The organism is Marinobacter sp. KM021 (genome assembly GCF_050707965.1).
GTDB classification, from domain to species: Bacteria; Pseudomonadota; Gammaproteobacteria; order Pseudomonadales; family Oleiphilaceae; genus Marinobacter; species Marinobacter shengliensis.
Map to the genome: position 1 here is coordinate 3,433,809 of NZ_CP136129.1, position 16,260 is coordinate 3,450,068.

22 protein-coding genes and 1 pseudogene are annotated in these 16,260 nt (G+C 54.4%); 4 read left to right on the forward strand and 19 right to left on the reverse strand.

Features of this window, described 5'->3' with window-relative positions:
- Positions 1 to 4: 4 nt before the first annotated feature.
- From RVM24_RS16075 to RVM24_RS16085, 3 genes and pseudogenes are all read right to left on the reverse strand, one after another.
- Positions 5 to 744 (reverse strand): annotated as a pseudogene (locus RVM24_RS16075) (transposase); the annotation flags it as partial.
- A gap of 282 nt (positions 745 to 1,026) precedes the next feature.
- Positions 1,027 to 1,767, reverse strand: coding sequence for a substrate-binding periplasmic protein (locus RVM24_RS16080; RefSeq protein WP_431474374.1), 741 nt, complete (start codon positions 1,765 to 1,767; stop codon positions 1,027 to 1,029).
- 66 nt (positions 1,768 to 1,833) lie between these two features.
- On the reverse strand, positions 1,834 to 2,211 hold the full coding sequence (locus RVM24_RS16085; RefSeq protein ID WP_431474375.1) for a GNAT family N-acetyltransferase: 378 nt from the start codon (positions 2,209 to 2,211) through the stop codon (positions 1,834 to 1,836).
- Positions 2,212 to 2,374: 163 nt separating this feature from the next.
- Here RVM24_RS16085 and RVM24_RS16090 point away from each other — a divergent pair, with 163 nt between their 5' ends.
- The 4 genes from RVM24_RS16090 (at position 2,375) to RVM24_RS16105 (ending at position 3,566) form a co-directional block, all read left to right on the forward strand.
- Complete coding sequence (locus RVM24_RS16090; RefSeq protein WP_319635244.1) at positions 2,375 to 2,620, forward strand: type II toxin-antitoxin system CcdA family antitoxin; 246 nt, start codon at positions 2,375 to 2,377, stop codon at positions 2,618 to 2,620.
- Positions 2,620 to 2,937, forward strand: a complete 318-nt coding sequence (locus RVM24_RS16095) for a CcdB family protein (RefSeq protein WP_203301045.1) — start codon at positions 2,620 to 2,622, stop codon at positions 2,935 to 2,937. Before RVM24_RS16090 ends, RVM24_RS16095 begins: the two co-directional genes overlap by 1 nt.
- A gap of 126 nt (positions 2,938 to 3,063) precedes the next feature.
- Entirely contained in the window at positions 3,064 to 3,315 is a 252-nt protein-coding gene (locus tag RVM24_RS16100; protein ID WP_012137510.1) for a type II toxin-antitoxin system Phd/YefM family antitoxin, read from the forward strand.
- On the forward strand, positions 3,312 to 3,566 hold the full coding sequence (locus tag RVM24_RS16105; protein ID WP_431474376.1) for a Txe/YoeB family addiction module toxin: 255 nt from the start codon (positions 3,312 to 3,314) through the stop codon (positions 3,564 to 3,566). The genes RVM24_RS16100 and RVM24_RS16105 overlap by 4 nt, the downstream gene beginning before the upstream one ends.
- A 72-nt stretch (positions 3,567 to 3,638) precedes the next feature.
- On the opposite strand, the gene RVM24_RS16110 is transcribed toward RVM24_RS16105, so the two are convergent.
- The 16 genes from RVM24_RS16110 to RVM24_RS16185 form a co-directional block, all read right to left on the reverse strand.
- Complete coding sequence (locus RVM24_RS16110; protein ID WP_061332717.1) at positions 3,639 to 3,941, reverse strand: type II toxin-antitoxin system RelE/ParE family toxin; 303 nt, start codon at positions 3,939 to 3,941, stop codon at positions 3,639 to 3,641.
- Positions 3,929 to 4,186, reverse strand: coding sequence for a type II toxin-antitoxin system Phd/YefM family antitoxin (locus tag RVM24_RS16115; protein ID WP_022992576.1), 258 nt, complete (start codon positions 4,184 to 4,186; stop codon positions 3,929 to 3,931). Before RVM24_RS16115 ends, RVM24_RS16110 begins: the two co-directional genes overlap by 13 nt.
- A 138-nt stretch (positions 4,187 to 4,324) precedes the next feature.
- On the reverse strand, positions 4,325 to 4,597 hold the full coding sequence (locus tag RVM24_RS16120; protein ID WP_319635247.1) for a hypothetical protein: 273 nt from the start codon (positions 4,595 to 4,597) through the stop codon (positions 4,325 to 4,327).
- A 394-nt stretch (positions 4,598 to 4,991) separates the two neighbouring features.
- Positions 4,992 to 5,255 carry a Txe/YoeB family addiction module toxin gene (locus tag RVM24_RS16125; RefSeq protein WP_431474377.1) on the reverse strand — a complete coding sequence of 88 codons (264 nt, stop codon included), beginning with the start codon at positions 5,253 to 5,255 and terminating at the stop codon, positions 4,992 to 4,994.
- Positions 5,252 to 5,494: a type II toxin-antitoxin system Phd/YefM family antitoxin gene (locus RVM24_RS16130; protein ID WP_058092928.1), complete on the reverse strand. Its 243-nt coding sequence runs from the start codon at positions 5,492 to 5,494 to the stop codon at positions 5,252 to 5,254. Before RVM24_RS16130 ends, RVM24_RS16125 begins: the two co-directional genes overlap by 4 nt.
- A gap of 661 nt (positions 5,495 to 6,155) precedes the next feature.
- Positions 6,156 to 7,469 (reverse strand): group II intron reverse transcriptase/maturase, encoded by a 1,314-nt coding sequence (gene ltrA, locus RVM24_RS16135; protein WP_431474378.1) that lies wholly within the window; start codon positions 7,467 to 7,469, stop codon positions 6,156 to 6,158.
- A 497-nt stretch (positions 7,470 to 7,966) separates the two neighbouring features.
- On the reverse strand, positions 7,967 to 8,464 hold the full coding sequence (locus RVM24_RS16140; RefSeq protein WP_431474379.1) for a hypothetical protein: 498 nt from the start codon (positions 8,462 to 8,464) through the stop codon (positions 7,967 to 7,969).
- Position 8,465: 1 nt separating this feature from the next.
- Positions 8,466 to 8,801: a hypothetical protein gene (locus RVM24_RS16145; RefSeq protein WP_431474380.1), complete on the reverse strand. Its 336-nt coding sequence runs from the start codon at positions 8,799 to 8,801 to the stop codon at positions 8,466 to 8,468.
- A gap of 286 nt (positions 8,802 to 9,087) precedes the next feature.
- Positions 9,088 to 10,341, reverse strand: coding sequence for an IS256 family transposase (locus RVM24_RS16150; RefSeq protein ID WP_058092935.1), 1,254 nt, complete (start codon positions 10,339 to 10,341; stop codon positions 9,088 to 9,090).
- 89 nt (positions 10,342 to 10,430) lie between these two features.
- Positions 10,431 to 10,853: a hypothetical protein gene (locus RVM24_RS16155; protein WP_431474381.1), complete on the reverse strand. Its 423-nt coding sequence runs from the start codon at positions 10,851 to 10,853 to the stop codon at positions 10,431 to 10,433.
- Between the two features lie 644 nt (positions 10,854 to 11,497).
- Entirely contained in the window at positions 11,498 to 11,953 is a 456-nt protein-coding gene (locus RVM24_RS16160) for a GNAT family N-acetyltransferase (protein ID WP_431474382.1), read from the reverse strand.
- Complete coding sequence (tnpC, locus tag RVM24_RS16165; protein WP_061333257.1) at positions 11,953 to 13,518, reverse strand: IS66 family transposase; 1,566 nt, start codon at positions 13,516 to 13,518, stop codon at positions 11,953 to 11,955. The genes RVM24_RS16160 and tnpC overlap by 1 nt, the downstream gene beginning before the upstream one ends.
- A gap of 75 nt (positions 13,519 to 13,593) precedes the next feature.
- Entirely contained in the window at positions 13,594 to 13,929 is a 336-nt protein-coding gene (gene tnpB, locus RVM24_RS16170; protein ID WP_061333258.1) for an IS66 family insertion sequence element accessory protein TnpB, read from the reverse strand.
- On the reverse strand, positions 13,926 to 14,300 hold the full coding sequence (gene tnpA, locus RVM24_RS16175) for an IS66-like element accessory protein TnpA (RefSeq protein WP_061333259.1): 375 nt from the start codon (positions 14,298 to 14,300) through the stop codon (positions 13,926 to 13,928). Before tnpA ends, tnpB begins: the two co-directional genes overlap by 4 nt.
- A gap of 244 nt (positions 14,301 to 14,544) precedes the next feature.
- On the reverse strand, positions 14,545 to 14,700 hold the full coding sequence (locus RVM24_RS16180; RefSeq protein WP_431474383.1) for an ACT domain-containing protein: 156 nt from the start codon (positions 14,698 to 14,700) through the stop codon (positions 14,545 to 14,547).
- Positions 14,701 to 14,941: 241 nt separating this feature from the next.
- Positions 14,942 to 16,258 (reverse strand): IS1380 family transposase, encoded by a 1,317-nt coding sequence (locus tag RVM24_RS16185; protein WP_431474384.1) that lies wholly within the window; start codon positions 16,256 to 16,258, stop codon positions 14,942 to 14,944.
- Positions 16,259 to 16,260 lie beyond the last annotated feature (2 nt).

Sequence of the window (16,260 nt, forward strand, 5' to 3'; positions counted from 1 at the left end):
GGCCCTGTTCGTAATAGAGCTTAAAACCGTCGTCATAGCGGGAGCTGATCACGAAGCGAGGGTTGGAACCCAGCTCGCCTTCTTCCAGGCGGGCCACCACCCAGCGAGGGAATTTCCAGGAATGCGCCTGATACCTGAACCGATAAGTGGCGGAGACTTTTTCACCGACTTTTTGGTGCGTGTCCCGGACCAGTTGTGACGGCCGCAGAAGACGTACAGCGGGAAGTAATAATGGTGATCATAATAGGCGTTAAAGAACTTGCCGGGCTGGTCACCATGAACCGGAATATCGGTGCCATCAAAATCCAGCACGATTTCCTTCGGCGGTGTCTCGTGCTGTTCGATGAAATGCTGCCACAGCAATTCGTGGGCCTTGACCACCGATTGCCTGTCCACCTGCTGCTCCATTCGGCAGAGCGTGGACTTGCCGGCTAAATCGCTCTCTTTGCCGACGGCGGTTTGCAGAGCCTGATCAAAGCGCAGCGCCTCATGATCGTTCAGGTCTTCGTATCCTGCCGCCACGCCGAAGACCCGTTGTCGAGTCATGGTTTCCAGCTTGTGGCGCACCAGCACTGGATTCCGTGAATCGTTGAGCACCAAGGCCAGGCGCTGAGTCAGGCTGTGTTGCTTGTCGACTTCCCGAAGCAGGAGCAGTCCAGCATCGGAGGTGATATGACCACCGGAAAAATCGGCTTCAATTTGGCGGCGAGAGAATGGCGAGAAGGTCAGCTTTTCGGGTACCATTTTGGATAGCGGCGGTTAGTGTTGGTTTTTTGTGTAGGAGCTTGAAATCATAACACTTTCAGCCGCTTCTTCCTTCCTTACGCTACCTTCTCATGAGAAATCCGGGCTAAGTTGATCGTAGTTTCTTAACCGCAAGGGATCGAAGAGCCATCAAACACAACGATGACCGCGCTCCCGACGCCTGCTCATCAAGCTACGGGGGCGGGATATGGAAAGTTTCAGTTCAGGTATCCGAGTCACGCGACAGGTTGGCTAATACAAGCATGTACGCAAGTAGGTGCCCTATTTGTCCGGCTCAATCGAGATATGCCGGTCCGGCGGCGGCAGGTTCGGTAGCATGGTGTCTACATCAACTGTGTAGGTAGAAAGGAACGCTTCCGCCGCTTCAATCAGAGCCGTCTCGGTTTTGAGGATACCGAGATAGACGGGCCATTCGGCGACGATCAGTTCGGTGCTGTACCGGTGCGGATCGATGTCCAGCTGCCGCGCCATAAACCGGAACTCCAACTCGTTCATGACGATGTAATCGCACCGTTTGTGCAGAAACATGTCCAGCATCTGCTGGGCATTGTAGGCGTCATGGCGGCTCAGGTTGGTACCGACCCGCCGCTCGAGTTGATCGCTGTAAACAAACCATCTGCGCAGGCAGATGCTGCCCTGAAGGTCATCGAAGGAGCCCGGCTGTCGGCCAGGTTGCGCGAACACACGGTCACGCCAGGTTAATACCGGCCCAACAGCGTGCATCCGGTCCGGCAGTGGCATCCACCGCGGGTTGGCGAAAACCGCATTGGCTCGCCCTTCTTCCAGCGCCCAGACCTGGCGGTTACGCGGCATCGGGTGGAACGCGACGGCGATACCGGCCTCCAAGCCAAAATTATTGATCACCTCGACCAAAATGCCCTTGTCCAGATTGTCACCGTAGTAAAACGGCAGAAAACCCTCGTCTGACCCCATAACCTGGAGTGTCTGGGTCGAAGCTGGAAGGGACCAGAATAAGGCAATGATCAGCAGGGTTATTCTCATTTCAGGCTCCGTCGACTGATCGATTCAGACAGGCAATCCGCAGCCCTCAGGCACTTGCTGGCCATTTTATAGTTGAAAGACCGAGCCAACCCGCCGATAACCGAGCTTCTCATAGTAGGCATCCTCATCTGAGAGCACATAAACAGGCTGGCTCGGATATTTATGCTTAATTTTTGCCAGCAGCTGTGAGCCATAGCCATGCCTCCTGTAATGTGGAGCAACATACAATTCACTAATGTAGATGCCAAAGCCATCCACCAAGGCACGGAGATAGCCGCAGATAGTGCCTGTGCTTTCGCACACAAAGGTTTCACTTTCGAGCAATACCTGCTTGAACGTATCCATTGCATCGTCGCTCAAAAACGAACTCCAGTCAGGCTCCTTACCTAAGAGCGCTATTAGCTCACCTTCGTGCTCTTTCTTGTAGTTTAGGACGCGGGCCATAGATATACCCCTTATTCGCGAGCGCCCGGCTTGCGCGCCGGTTTGCGGCGCTCCGGAGCGCCAGCGCAGGCACGTCCGACAACAGCCATTGGTTAAATGTTGCATGCGCATAACTATGCGCATAAGATCAGACTTTGTATTCTATATCCTCTGGGAGGCCCCCATGGCCGAACTCTATAACTCAGCCGCCCCCAAAAAAGCAGCGAACCTCTCAATCAATAGCGACCTTTTGCGTAAAACCCGGGAACTGAACATTAACCTGTCTGCCACCCTGGAACGTGCTTTGAAAGAAGAGCTTTCGAAACGCGAAGCCGCTCGATGGGTTGAAGAAAATCGCGCTGCGATAAAAAGTTACAACGACTTTGTCGAACAGCATGGATGCTTTGGCGACGAATTCAGGGAGTTTTGATGGCACAGTTCGATGTGTACCCCAACCCGAGCAAAATCAGCAAGGCTCACTATCCTTACCTTGTAGATATTCAAAGCAGCCTTCTGAGCGATTTGGCAACTCGCATTGTTATCCCTTTGGGCAAACGTTCTGCCTTCGGTGGCGAAGCCATGCAAGGGCTAACCCCCGAAATCAGCTTTGCCGATCAGGAGCTGTTGCTGTTAACTCCCCAAATTTCCTCCGTGCCTGAAAAACATCTCAAAAGTCCGATTGGCTCTCTCTCACATTTCAGAGACCAGATTGTTGGAGCTTTGGACCTGGCTATCACCGGCATTTAACGCCCGGCTACTGCGCCGGTTTGGAGCCGCGAAGCGGCGGAAGATCGGTCGCTGTGCAGCCGATTGTTAAATCCTCTGACGTACGGTATCCTGTCCATGATCAACATCCTGTACAGGAGCAATCTTATGGATGCCATCAGCTACACAGCCGCTAGAACCAATCTAGCAAAAACCATGGAGCAGGTCTGTGAAGACCATTCCCCTGTGATCATTACCCGGAGCAAGTCCCAGTCAGTGGTTATGATCTCCCTGGAGGACTATGAGGCGCTCCAAGAAACTGCATACCTTCTGCGCGCACCCAAAAACGCACGGCGTTTGCTGGAATCCGTTGCCGAGCTGGAGCAAGGCGGTGGTCAAGAAAAGGAACTTCTTGAATGAAATTCATCTTCTCCGAGAACGCTTGGGAAGACTATCTGTACTGGCAGAAAACCGATAAAAAGATTCTTAACCGAATCAACAAGCTGATCAAAGAGACCAAGCGAGAACCGTTCGAAGGCGTTGGCAAGCCAGAGCCCCTCAAGCACAGCCTCGCCGGATACTGGTCTCGCCGAATCAACGAAGAACACCGAATAGTTTACAAAGTCACGGATGACGCTTTGCTTATCGCCCAACTCCGGTATCACTACTGATCTAACGCCGAAGCGCACCGGTGACTTCGACGTAGCGAAGCGGGGACAAAGGCATCCGAATGACGCGCCTGGTTAGCTGTTCCCAAGCATGTACGCACGAAGCTGCCGCTCCTCTCGCATGACATAGAGGACGAGAACCCGCTTCTTATCCTCACGATAAAAAATGCGACACGGTGGAACCACTACCTCCCTGTATACCGAATTAGGGAGCTCTGGAGGAATCCGTCCGGATTGGGGAAAATCTTCCAAGCGCTCGGTCTTATCGAAAACTTCTTGGACCAGATGACTTGCGGCAACAGGATTATCCAGAGCAATGTACTCAGCTATGGCATCCAGTTCTTGAAGGGCAGGCTCCGTCCAGATTACTTCAGCCATTTACTCATTTTCTCCCTGGCCTCACTTTGGCTGTACGTTCTTCCCTCAAGTACAGCACGCTCTCCCCGTGAGAGCCCCTCAAGCAGCTCAAGTCGGCGCTGCATAAACTCGTAATCCTGCACATCGACAAGATATGCCGATGGTTGACCATGCTCCGTGATCAGTATCGGCTCCTTAGACAAGTGCAGATCTGCCAGAATCTTTGTGGCTTGGCGCTTGAGGTTCGTAACAAGCTCAACTTTCATGGGCTCACCCTAAATCAGACCAATAGTGACACTATAGTATCACTTTCAGGTGGGGCAATCACAGCTAACGCCAGCCGTCACCGGTGACAAAGCCGGAGCGAAGCGGAGGTTTTGGCATCCGGTGCATGGCCTGGTTAGCTATCGATCCTCGTGCAAGCGACCTTCCACATATTTATGAAGGATGCTGGCAACAAGTGTTTGGTATGGGATGCCTTCCGCCAGGGCTTTCTTCTGGAGTCCCCTAAGATCCTTGGAGGAGAGTCTGATGTTAATACGGGCATCTTTCTTGAACATAGCCTCGGCGTACTGTTGGTGCCGTGCTTTCCTTTCCTCACTTTCTGGCGACCGCTGCAGCTCTCCTGCATCAAATGCATCCAGAATTTCCTGCTCTTCTTTATCCAGCCTACTCATTTTGGACCTCCCAAATAGGTTTTGGTCGCTTTCCGGCTCGGGATGATCGTTTTCAGAAAAACCTCATCCTCTGACTCCACAAAGGGCACTAAATACGCATACCCCTCTATCTCAATCACATGGATTTGTTGCCCCGGATATAGCCCCTGATTCGGATGCTCGAACGTATCCAAGATGCCTCCAACCGAGATATGCAAAACCACATCCTCGAAATAAACGTTCCTTTCTGCTTGGAGAAGCTTGTTCTTCTCTGGGTTCCATGTGATAGGTTTCATGGGTCAAAGAATAGCACATTGTGTGCTTTTTGTACTCACTAGCTAACACGAAGCTTTGCAGCAATTTTGGAGCCGCGAAGCGGTGGAAAAGTTGTCCGGCAACAGCGGCTGGTTATGCATTATTCGTAGTGACTCCAGAGCCTGAGGACTTTCACCACTCGCTCGTTCTCAAGCACTTGGTAGACCAGACGATGCTGAATATTGATGCGGCGAGAGTAGGCCCCCGCAAGATCACCAATAAGCTTCTCAAACGGAGGCGGCTTGCGGTACGGATCTTCCGCTATCAGCGCTAACAGTTCCTGGGCTTTTGGTTTGAGGCCGCTGGAGGCCAACTTCTTTGCATCTTTCTGGGCTTGCTTGGTGTAAACCAACGTCCATGTCACCAGTCCAGCTCCTCATCGCATTCATCCACGGGGGTATCCATCCCCTCACGAATAGACTCCCGCATACCGGGTACGGAGAGCAGGTAAAGTGTTTCCTGAATTGCAGACCAGTCTTCCTCGGAAACCAGGACGGCTTTGTTCCGCTTACCCATGATGACGATTGGTTGGTGGGACTCGGCGGTCTCGTCAATCAACCGATAAAGGTTGCTGCGCGCCTCAGTTGCTGTGATTCCGGTCATGACGCACCTCTTGCGTGTTCAAACTTCCATCAAGTGTACGCCTATAGGTACGTACGTCAAGACGACCGTTTTTTTTGCATAACGCCAACAGCACGCGCGGCTGCGGAATGGAGGCGAAGCCGCAATGTAGTAGACGTCGCCGTGCCTGTGATTGTTAGAGCTTGCTCTCATGTTCAACGATTTCTCGGACAATTTTCTCTAACCGCTTGCTCGATAGGCTCCCTGATTTGTAATGGGCGTCACTTTGCGTTTGATCCAGTGATGCGTTGAACAGCTCTATGATTTTTGCCTTTGTCCATCTTTTGTGCATGGCGAGCGGACTTATGACGTTGTGGTCGGGAGAAAAACTCCAACCTTCTCCGATAGAGTCGATAACAATATAAGTCTGCTTAGCGGTGAACGATGACTGCTTGCATAGGCGATCAATCCTTTCTGCACTGCGGGCACCCATGACTCGCCCATCTGTTTCGATGAGGATTGGATACTTGGGCTTACGAAAAAGATACTGAACCAAAGTGCATACTCCCAATGTCTGCGATATCCGATGCCTGCTGCTCTAACGCCTTGGGTAAGCTGCCGGTGCGGTCGAGTAGGCCCTGGGAACCACCCCCAAAGCCTCTCACAGAACCGTACGTGAACCTCTCGATTCATACGGCTCTTGTTATCCAACCACTGCCCTTGATCCTGCCCAGTGCGCAAATAGATCCGGCCGTCGCCGACGCAGTCCATTCACTCTCCGGGCAGCCTGTAACAGACCTCTGAGTTTCCGATACTTCCCTAATGCCCACCGGCTCAACCTCAGATCGAAATGAAACAGCACATTCCGAATGTAACTGCGGCCAAACAGGCTATAGTACTGCATCCAGCCTCGGAGGCGGGACTGACAGAATCGAGCGAACTGCCCGAGTTCTTTCTGTCGCCACCATTTCCAGGGCCACTCGTTGATCTGCTTGCGGATCTCTTTCGCTGCACTCTGGCTGATGGCCGCCGTGAAGTAGACTTTCTTTTGTCCCAACCGGTTGCGGATCAGCCGCGGTCGGAAGGTGTAACCCAGAAAATCAAACGCGATCTCCGGGTAGTCCCGCCGGTTGTACTCGCTCTTACAATACACAATCTTTGTCTTGCGGGGATGGAGCGTCAAGCCACACGCTGTGAATCGTGCCTCAAGGACCGATTTCAGTGCTTGAGCTTCCCGTTCACTGGAACAATGGCATACGATATCGTCCGCATAGCGTTCGAACTGGATGCCACCCCAGCGCTTCTCCACCCAGCGATCAAAGACGTAGTGCAGGAACAGGTTTGCCAGTAAGGGACTGATCACACCGCCTTGCGGCGTGCCCCGATCGCGTTCCTCCACGGAACCATCCGCCAACTGAACCGGCGCGCTTAGCCAGCGCCGGATGTACAGCTTCTGCCAGTCCTCGGTCACATGACGATCCACGGCCTTCATTAATAGGTTGTGGTCGATGTTGTCGAAGAAGCCTTGAATGTCCATATCCAGCACCCAGGCTTTCTTCCAGCACCGGGCCTGAGTCTGTTTCAGCGCATCGTGCGCTGACTTTCCCGGGCGGTAGCCGTAAGAGTCCGGGTGGAAGTGTTGTTCCAGTTCCGGTTCAATCAGCAGCTTGACCACCAGCTGCGCAATGCGGTCGGCAACCGTTGGGATGCCGAGACGACGGGTTGCCCCATCCGCCTTTTCGATCTCCACGCGCAAAACCGGTGGTGGATGATAGCTTCCTGAGGACAAACGGTTCCAAAGCTTGTAAAGGTTATTGCTGAGGTCACCATCAAAGTCTTCCAGACTCTGATGATCTACCCCGGCGCTACCTTTGTTGGCCCGAACCCGCTTGTAGGCCTGATAGACCAAGGCCTTCGGGATGGTAAATGGTTTTGCCTGACCCTGACGGCTCCTCCCGGAATTCGGTTGGCCATCTAGATCCGACGGGATAACTTGCCCCCTTCGCTCCACACCCATTACAGGTGTTTCCACACTACTACGGGCCAATCCGTCCCTGTGTCCTGCATCGGTACTCTCGCCTCGTGGGATCTCCACTTGTGCTTCTCCCTTAACATCAGGACGACAGGTTCTCATGTTCCATACTCAAGCCTGTACCCAGGTCATGCCGCCTCAAGACCGGCTGCCGCTGTGTCCGTTGTGCCAGCTCACGTCACAGCTCATCCCGGGGAGACGCTCGGTCCCCGGTTCTGACAACATCTGTCTACATTTCGACCCCTTATCGGCGGTTCACTTTCGTTCATCTCCTTGGGTACGTACCTGACCGCTCTTGACGGCCTTTTCCCATGTCGCTCACGACCCGCACTCTTAATGCAAGCCGCACAGGGCGGTTTGATCCCGGTGTCTGGTCACCGAGACCGAGGGGCCTTCCCTCATCTTGAGTACAGCAAGAAAGACTGAAGTCTTTCGTCATGACACACGAGCGCAGCGTAGTTGGCGTCCCGTTGACCACATTGTTATGGCTTTTCGCGGATTGCATCGAGTAGCTTACGATCATCAAAAGGTCGGTCAAAATAGCCAGTGTCTTCTAACGTCTGCCTAATTTCAGCGGGAACGGACTGATAAATCGCTTGAAATTTTCGAATGTCGCCAGAGAACGCCAGCACCTTGATGGCTGAGATAGCCTCTCGAGTTTGTTGCTGAAGCTCCTCATTTTCCGTGATCAAGATTGCGTAAGCGAGTTCCGTCAACTCGGCTTTTTCGCACTCTTGACGCAACAATGCGGCCTTTGACATCAGTAGGCGCTCGATATCACGTTGAGTGAAATCAGCCAGTTCGGCAATTATTTCTTTACTAGGTAGATCCCTTCTCTCTGCGATCTGATTACAACGATCAAATGCTTGAGTGTACTTCGCGATTTTGCTCGTGATGTAGTGATGATTTCCATCCGGTGCTTCTGCTACGGACAACGACGAGAGTGCAAGTAATAGCCCTGACATAAATAGCTTTAGCATCTCAATATCCTCCGCAGCCTTTGTCTACCGCGTCCCAAAATTGCCGCTGTTCATAGCTGAGACTACCAGTGAGAATTCGGATTTTGGCAACCTGACTAACTCTCGCACGGATCATGTCAGGGAGGGTACTCATGGCGCGGGCAAACAGGACCCAATCGGTAGAGTGGATGTTATAGGTGGCTTGTGCGGCATTATTACCGAGGAATATCGTCGCCATCACTCCGGCGGGCATTACGACTTCGAGCAGATTGCCTGCGCGCTGGGCTCTTCTGATCTCTTCAAGAGCTTCTTCATCGGCTCGGTCTAACTTTAGACTGCTAATATCGGGGCATTCCATGCCAATTTCTCCTTTGGTTTTCGGGTGTTAAATCTTACACTGAATTATCCACTGACGACCATAACGCTGATGGTAACCGGCGCCGGAGCGCAGCGGAGGGAACCAAAAGCGCCCCGCTTTTGGCGTCCGGTTGACCGATTGGTTATGTATTAACGCATGGCTGTCTGCCACGTGAAGTCGTCCCCCGAGTTGCGTAATTCGACGTGCCATACTTTCTTCAAAATGGTCCTGTAGAACGGTAAACGAAACTCATACTTGAGTTATTGTCAAATCTGGTGTATGACCATCAGGCAGCGTTCCTGTCAGATTGATCTTCCACCTGTATTCCATCCTGAAACTGTACGTTATCCACGACCAGCTTCAGTTGGTCGAACCCCTTGATCCGCTTCCAGCGTTTCTGGGCGGATTGGAGCAGTTTGAACACCATCGATAACGTGGTGTCCCGGTTGCCACAGGAGCGGCTCCGCTTGGTTCTGAGCCTCACCGTGGCAAACGTGGATTCAATCGGATTGGTGGTCCGCAAGTGAATCCAGTGAGTCGCCGGAAAATCGTAGAAGGCCAGCAGCTCATCCCGGTCCTTCTCCAGGTTTTCCATGGCCTTCGGGTACTTGTCTCGGAATCGTCTCAAGGTGCTGTCGAACGCCTTGTGGGCGCTGTCTCGGGTCTCCGCCAGGTAGATTTCATGCAAGGCTGACTTCACCTTCGGTTGTACCGACTTGGGCAGCTTGTCCAACACGTTGGCGGTCTTATGCACCCAGCACCGCTGATGCCGGGTGTCCGGAAACACCTTGCTCAGAGCCTTCCAGAAGCCCAGTGCGCCGTCGCCAACAGCCAGCTTGGGCGAGGGCTCCAAGCCACGTTCCCGCAAATCCGTGAGTAGCTCTCGCCAGCTGGCTTCGGACTCCCGGTGGCCGTCCTCGACAGCCACCAGCTCCTTGTGACCATGCTCGGTCACGCCGATGATCACCAGCAGGCAGAGCCGGTCATCCAGACGGACGTTGCTGTACACGCCGTCAGCCCACCAGTACACATAGCGTTTCTGACTCAGGTCCCGTCGCTGCCAGCCCTTGTGCTCATCAAGCCACTTCGACTTGAGCCGGGAGACCGTGTTCGCCGACAGGCCATTGGCCTGCTCGCCGACCAGCGCGCTCAGGGCCTCCTGGAAGTCACCGGAGGAAACGCCACGCAGGTAGAGCCAGGGAATCAGTTCCTCCAGACTCCGGGCGCGCTTCAGGTACGGTGGCAGCAGGTGGCTGTTGAAGCGAATACCGGAGCCACTGCGATCCCGGACTTTGGGAACCTGGACTTCTACGTCGCCGACGCCTGTCTGAACAGCGCGTTTGGGAAGGTGCCCATTACGCACCACAGCACGGCGGCCATCCGGCGTCTTGACGTCCGCGTACTGCTTCAACAGGCTCTCCAGCTCCGTCTCAACGGCCTGTGCGATCAGGTCCCGGGCACCCTGCCGGATCAACTCGTGCAACGGGTCGTTGCTGGCTACCTCTGGTTGTGAAAGAGCATGCAGGTTAGACTCGGACATGGCGTATCATTCCTCTGTTGGTTGTGATCTTGGCGGTGATCAACCAACAGGATACGCCACCCCTTCAACCTGCTTCCATACACCAGAAATCACCATAACTCCTCATACTTTAACGTCATCTCGTAGTCACAGGACTGAAGGCTAGAGCCAACCGGCATTCCTACGTGTGGCACAGCAGGGATTTCAGTCTTCTCCCCCGATACCAGCTTTTGAATCGGCACGCCACAATCGGTCGTGTTCAAATCGGACATCGTGATGCCACCCATCACGAGGTTCATCCTGCTGACATCAACAATGACATTGAAGGCGGGTAGTTTTCCGATGTTTTTGATGACGAGCCGAGACTCATAGTTATGTTTCGTCTTGTCTTTGACCTCATCTATCGACAGGTTGGGCGGAAATGCATAGTAGGCAGTGAGAAAGCCAATTACCCCTAGCACAGACGTCGCACCAACAAACTGAAGTACGACTGAACCGTAATGCAGGAATTGCTCGATTGCCTCAGGGCTCACCAATTTACCTCATTACTTGATTTCAGGAACGGACCATACATAACGCTGAAATAAGCGGCGGCCCGACAGGGACGTCCGGTGGAGGCCGCAGGCCGGAACGAACTTAATTGACTGGTTAACTGGCGCTGCCACCGTAGAAAGACCTTAGCACCTGATGACGGTGCTTGAAGATGAACCGGTAAACAGGCCCCAGAACGTATGCCAGCAGGGGCAACCTACACTGGAACTCGACCGTATCGGTGACTCGGCATGATGCCTCGCTTCTATCGATCTCCCGCCGATGGTGCCACAGCTTATTGGTTAAAGAGCTCGACGCCTCCGCAAAACCCCGTTGGCGATCAATGGATTGAAAAAAGAACGTGTGCCGATCGATGGGAAGGATACCGAAAAGGAGTATCCAGCTAGAAAAGAGCACCTTACCCGTAGGCCATTCAAAGATTGGCTTGCTTGACCACTCTGAGGGAGCCGTCATACGGATGATGGGACCCAGCTCCCTATTCACGCCCTTCATGGTGAGGAGCCCATCGACATCTTCGGGACTGATTTTGAGATTGCTCGATACTTCAAATTTCACTGAGGTCTTCCGTGACAGTTAACGCCGGAGTTAAGCCGTGGCGCGTAGCGCCGTCGGCTTGAACGACTTGTTAGTTTTTATAGCTGTAGAACAACCAAGGTTTTTTGTTTGTTTTTAAAGAATCATAGAGCTTTTGCGCAACATGATTGTCCATTGCAGTTACCCACTGAAGCCTGAATGCCCCTTTGGAAAGGGCATAATCAAGACAGTAATTGATTAGTGCCTTGCCAACGCCCTTGCCACGAACTTCAGGAACGACATAAAGATCGTTCATTACACCAACCTTCTGTGCAATCGTTGATGTGAATGTAAAATACACCGTTGCAAAGGCCACTACTCGCCCATCAATTCGATACAAGAACTGACACCCAAAAGGACTTTTCTCACCAAATTGAGAGAAGAAGCTTTCGTTTCTGCCATCATCAATATCAGAAACTTCATAGAATTCCTGGTATGCCCTTATCAGAGGCAATACCTCATTCAAATTCCCTTCATTTACGAATTCAATCAGTAAGCGTCCGGCCATCACACCTTGTCAGGTATAGCCGGGGTCCAGTTGTGGGGCAATAGCTCGTTGATGGCGTTGTTCTTCTGCGTCGGCAGTCGGGTCAGCACATCCTTCAGATAGGCATACGGATCATGCGCGTTCAGCTTGGCCGACTGGATCAGCGTCATCACCGCAGCCGCACGCTGACCACTGCGCAGTGATCCCGCGAACAGCCAGTTGCTGCGCCCCAGCGCCCAGGGTCGGATCTGGTTTTCCACCCAGTTATTGTCGATGGGCACAGAACCATCGTCCAGATAGCGCGTCAGCGCTGCCCAACGTTTGAGGCTGTAATCCAACGCTTTGGCGGTGCCGGAGCCATCCGGTACTTTCTGGCGATGCGCCAGCATCCATTGATGCAGGGCGTCAGCAAGTGGTTTGGCTCTGGTTTGTCGGATTTTCCGGCGCTTATCCGGCGGCAGGTCTTTGGTATCCCGCTCGATCTCGTAGAGTCCGCCGATGTAGTCCAATGCTTTGGCTGCCAGTTCGCTTTTGTTGGCTTCGTGCAGGTCGTAGAACTTGCGCCGGGCGTGGGCCATACAGCCGATTTCAGTGATGCCATTACCGAACCCGGCCTTGTAGCCGGCGTAGTCGTCACAGACCAGCTTGCCCTGCCAGTCACCCAGGAAGGTGCGGGCGTGTTCACCCGCCCGGCTTGGGGCGAAGTCATAAACGGTGGCTTTCAGATCCGAGAACGGTGTGGTGCAGTAGGCCCAGACGTAGGCCTTATGGGTTTTCTTCTTGCCCGGAGCCAGCATGCTGACCGGCGTTTCATCGGCGTGCAGAACGTTGTGTTCCAGCAAGGCGTTTCTCAGTGCATCGACCAGGGGCTGCAACTGCACACCGCAGGCACCGACCCATTCGGCGAGTGTGGAACGGGGTATTTCCAGGCCAGCACGGCCGAAGATACGTTCCTGACGGTACAGAGGCAGATGGTCCGCGTACTTGGCCACCAACACCTGAGCCAGCAGGCCGGCGGTGGGGATGCCCTTGTCGATCACCTGCGGTGGTACCGGTGCCTGGACCAAGGTCTCGCACTGGTTGCAGGCCCACTTGCCCCGGATGTGGCGTTCCACCGTGAACTCACCGGGGACGTAGTCCAGCTTCTCACTGACGTCTTCGCCAATACGCTTGAGCTGGCAGCCGCATTGGCAGTGGGTATTGTCCGGTTCGTGGTGGATCAGGGTACGGGGCAGTTCCGGTGGCAGCGGGGTGCGCTTAGGCTTCTGCTTGGGCTGGGCAGCCTTCTGCTCCTCAGTCATCGCCTGGTCCAGCTCGGCTTCGATCGCCGCCAGGTCGCTGTCGATCAGCTCATCCAGGAGCTTGCCCTGAACGGCATCGAGTTGCTCACTGCGGCGGGCGAACTTGTGACGTTTGAGGATGGCGACTTCGTGGGTCAGTTTCTCGATGACGGCATTCCTGCGCACCAACTCCCGCTCCTTCCGGCCCAAGGCTTGATCCTTGGCGTCCAGGGAGTCCATCAGTTCCGTCGCCAGAGCGCGGAGCTGATCGGCTGAGAGTTGGTTGATATCGGGGCGCTGAGTCATGCCGCCTAGTATGCCAAGCCCGTATGCCACAAGCGATTCGCGGTTCTGGTTATAGCGAGACCGCAGGGCTTGTGGTTACAGGATAGAGATCACGCCTTCAGCGCCTATGCGCTGCCAGGGCAGGCCCTGAACGAGGGCGGACAACTGTTCTTCGGTCAGGCGCAATTGGTCACCACGCCAGGCTTCGCCCCAGTGGAATTTGCCCCGGTTCAGCCTGCGGGCACACAACCAGATGCCGAGCCCATCATGGATCAGCACCTTCATCCGATTGCCTCGCTTGTTGGCGAACAGGTAGGCGCAATGGGGTTTGGCCGAACCGAATACCTGAATAACCCGCGCCAGGGCCTTGTCGGGCCCGGCCCGCATATCCAGCGGTTCGGTGGCCAGCCAGATCTCGTCAATGCGGATCATCCCAACAGATCCCGAAGCAAAGCCGCACACTGATGGGCTTGCTCCGCAGGCCACTCCACCACAACCGTGCCGCCGGCGCGGGGGATTTCGATGCGGATGGTGCTACATTGACTCGAGACTGACGGAGTGTCCGGCACAGGCGCTGCGGCTGGCAGACGGACCGGAACGAATCCAGGTGTTTCCGGTGTTTTACCCGCTCTTCGCGCTTCGCTCATCCAGCGCCGGACCATGTTGGCGTTGAGGCCATTATCCAGCGAAATCCGGGAAACAGACGCTCCGGGCTTCAGGCATTCGGCGACGATACGAGCCTTCAGCTCTTTGGAGTAACGACGACGTTTTTGGTAGGGCTTGGTTACGCTTATGTTGGTCATATTAAGTGTCCACTTAAAAATAAGTGGACACTATCCTGACGGCCGCAGCGCCTGGCTCAAGATGGGTTTACCGGACGGTTACTTCAATCATGCCTGATCCTTAAAAACTAACGCCCAATTAAGGTGTGAGGCACGCAATACCGATGCCGCCGCATACCACCATAATCACTAAAACCAACGCATACTAAAAATGCCACGCGTGCCGAATCACTCTTAAATTGTTTGTTAGCAATATGACCCAACGTCATGCGCTGAACTCTTTTAACGCTGACACTGCTGCTTCGGCTTTACTTGTTTGAACAAAGATATGATCGTGATAATAAGCTGCAATCACATTTGCGCTAATATCCTTTGAAGCCAACTTGTTAGCCACTGCTGCTGTAAGACCAACAGCTTCCAAACTAGAATGAACTCCTGAATCAGTGACTTCGCTCGCCAATATACCCGTCAAGCCCACCTCTGCGCCAACAAGAGGCGATAACTGGGTGAGATTCTGACTTTGAGGTCAGGAAGCAAAGAGCGGGAGCAACCGATGGTCCGATATTGGTTGATAAATGACCAGTATGCATTGTTTAGGCAATAGCGGGCTGTCCCGGCAGAGGATTCCGGGAGGATTGTTTTTTGCCAGTGGTTGAGTTGGCCTATCCGGCGGAAGCAAGGTCCCGATAAAGATCTCGGTAAACCGCAAAGCCTGGGCAGTGCCGGCCAAATCGCAGGATCCACTGCCGGCCACTGTGCACCAGGCGGCAGGCCATGGTCATGATTTCCTGCATCACGGTTCTCAGGCGGCGACGCTTGGCCGGGTGGCGAACCGGTGCATCCGGGCCGGTCAGTCGCAGACCCATCCAGCGCAACACATTGTAACCCATCGTCGCGAAGGCCATGACCAGGTTGTTGGTGTCGAATTTCCCGGACGGAAGTCGTTCCAGGTCCAGGTCGGTCTTGAACTCGCTGTGGAACTGCTCACTGGTGGCGTGATCGCTGTACAGCGCCATGATGTGTTGCTCGTCGGCTACTTCGGCCGGCAACGAGGTCACCCAGCCTTCGAGGCTGACTTCCGGTTCGAGATACAGCTGGCCTTCGGCATCGCTGGTACGAACGGTGACCTTCACGATGCGGCGCAGACCGGGCTCGTCCGGAATCGCTTCCGACAGAACCGCTTCCATCTTGCCATCGCGCTCCAGTGACCAGGCTTTCCGGGCCTGGACCTTGTCCGCCCAGACGAGCGGATTCTCTTTACGAGGGTTCCACTTGATCAGGAAGTCGACCTGGTCCTGCTCGCGCAGGAAATCGCGATTGGCACGGGCATCGTGTGCGCTGTCCAGGCGCAACAAAATGGGCTTATCCGTCAGTGATCGAGCCCGGGGTAACACCCGTTTGAGGGTATCGAGAAATCCCTTGTTGGCGTGCTGGCTGCCAGGGCGCAGCTCGCAACCCAGGCACCAGCCTTCCTGCCCCAGGTAGGCGGCCAGCGGTGCATAACCGTCGTAGCCCTTGTAGGTGTAGCTGACACCCTCCTTATGGGTCTGGCTGTTGTCCATGGGAAAGACATCCATATCCAGCGCAACGTGGCCCATCGCCAGAGGTGACACCGGAGCTTCGACGGACTGAAGAAACTCGACGCTGGCATCGTCCAGCAGGGGTGTCAGGCCTTGAGCGTCTTCATCAAATCGCTGGCGCAACCGGGCCGACGATGGCGATTGCTTGATGCCCAGGGCAGACTTGAAAAATGGGTCCGTTCGAACCGGCTCGGCCGCCTCGAAGTCACTCTTGCCCAGCGTGATCAGGCCAAGATAGGTCCGGATCAGTTCAATGTTCGGAATACCGTGCCGCTTGACGACGGTGCGGGCGGTTTTGGTGAGCGATGTATGCCGGTTCAGGCAATGACCGACCAGGGCCAGCCCGCCATTGGGTGTATAGACTTCGGTTCGGGATTGCTGGAGAGTGAAGGTACGCATGA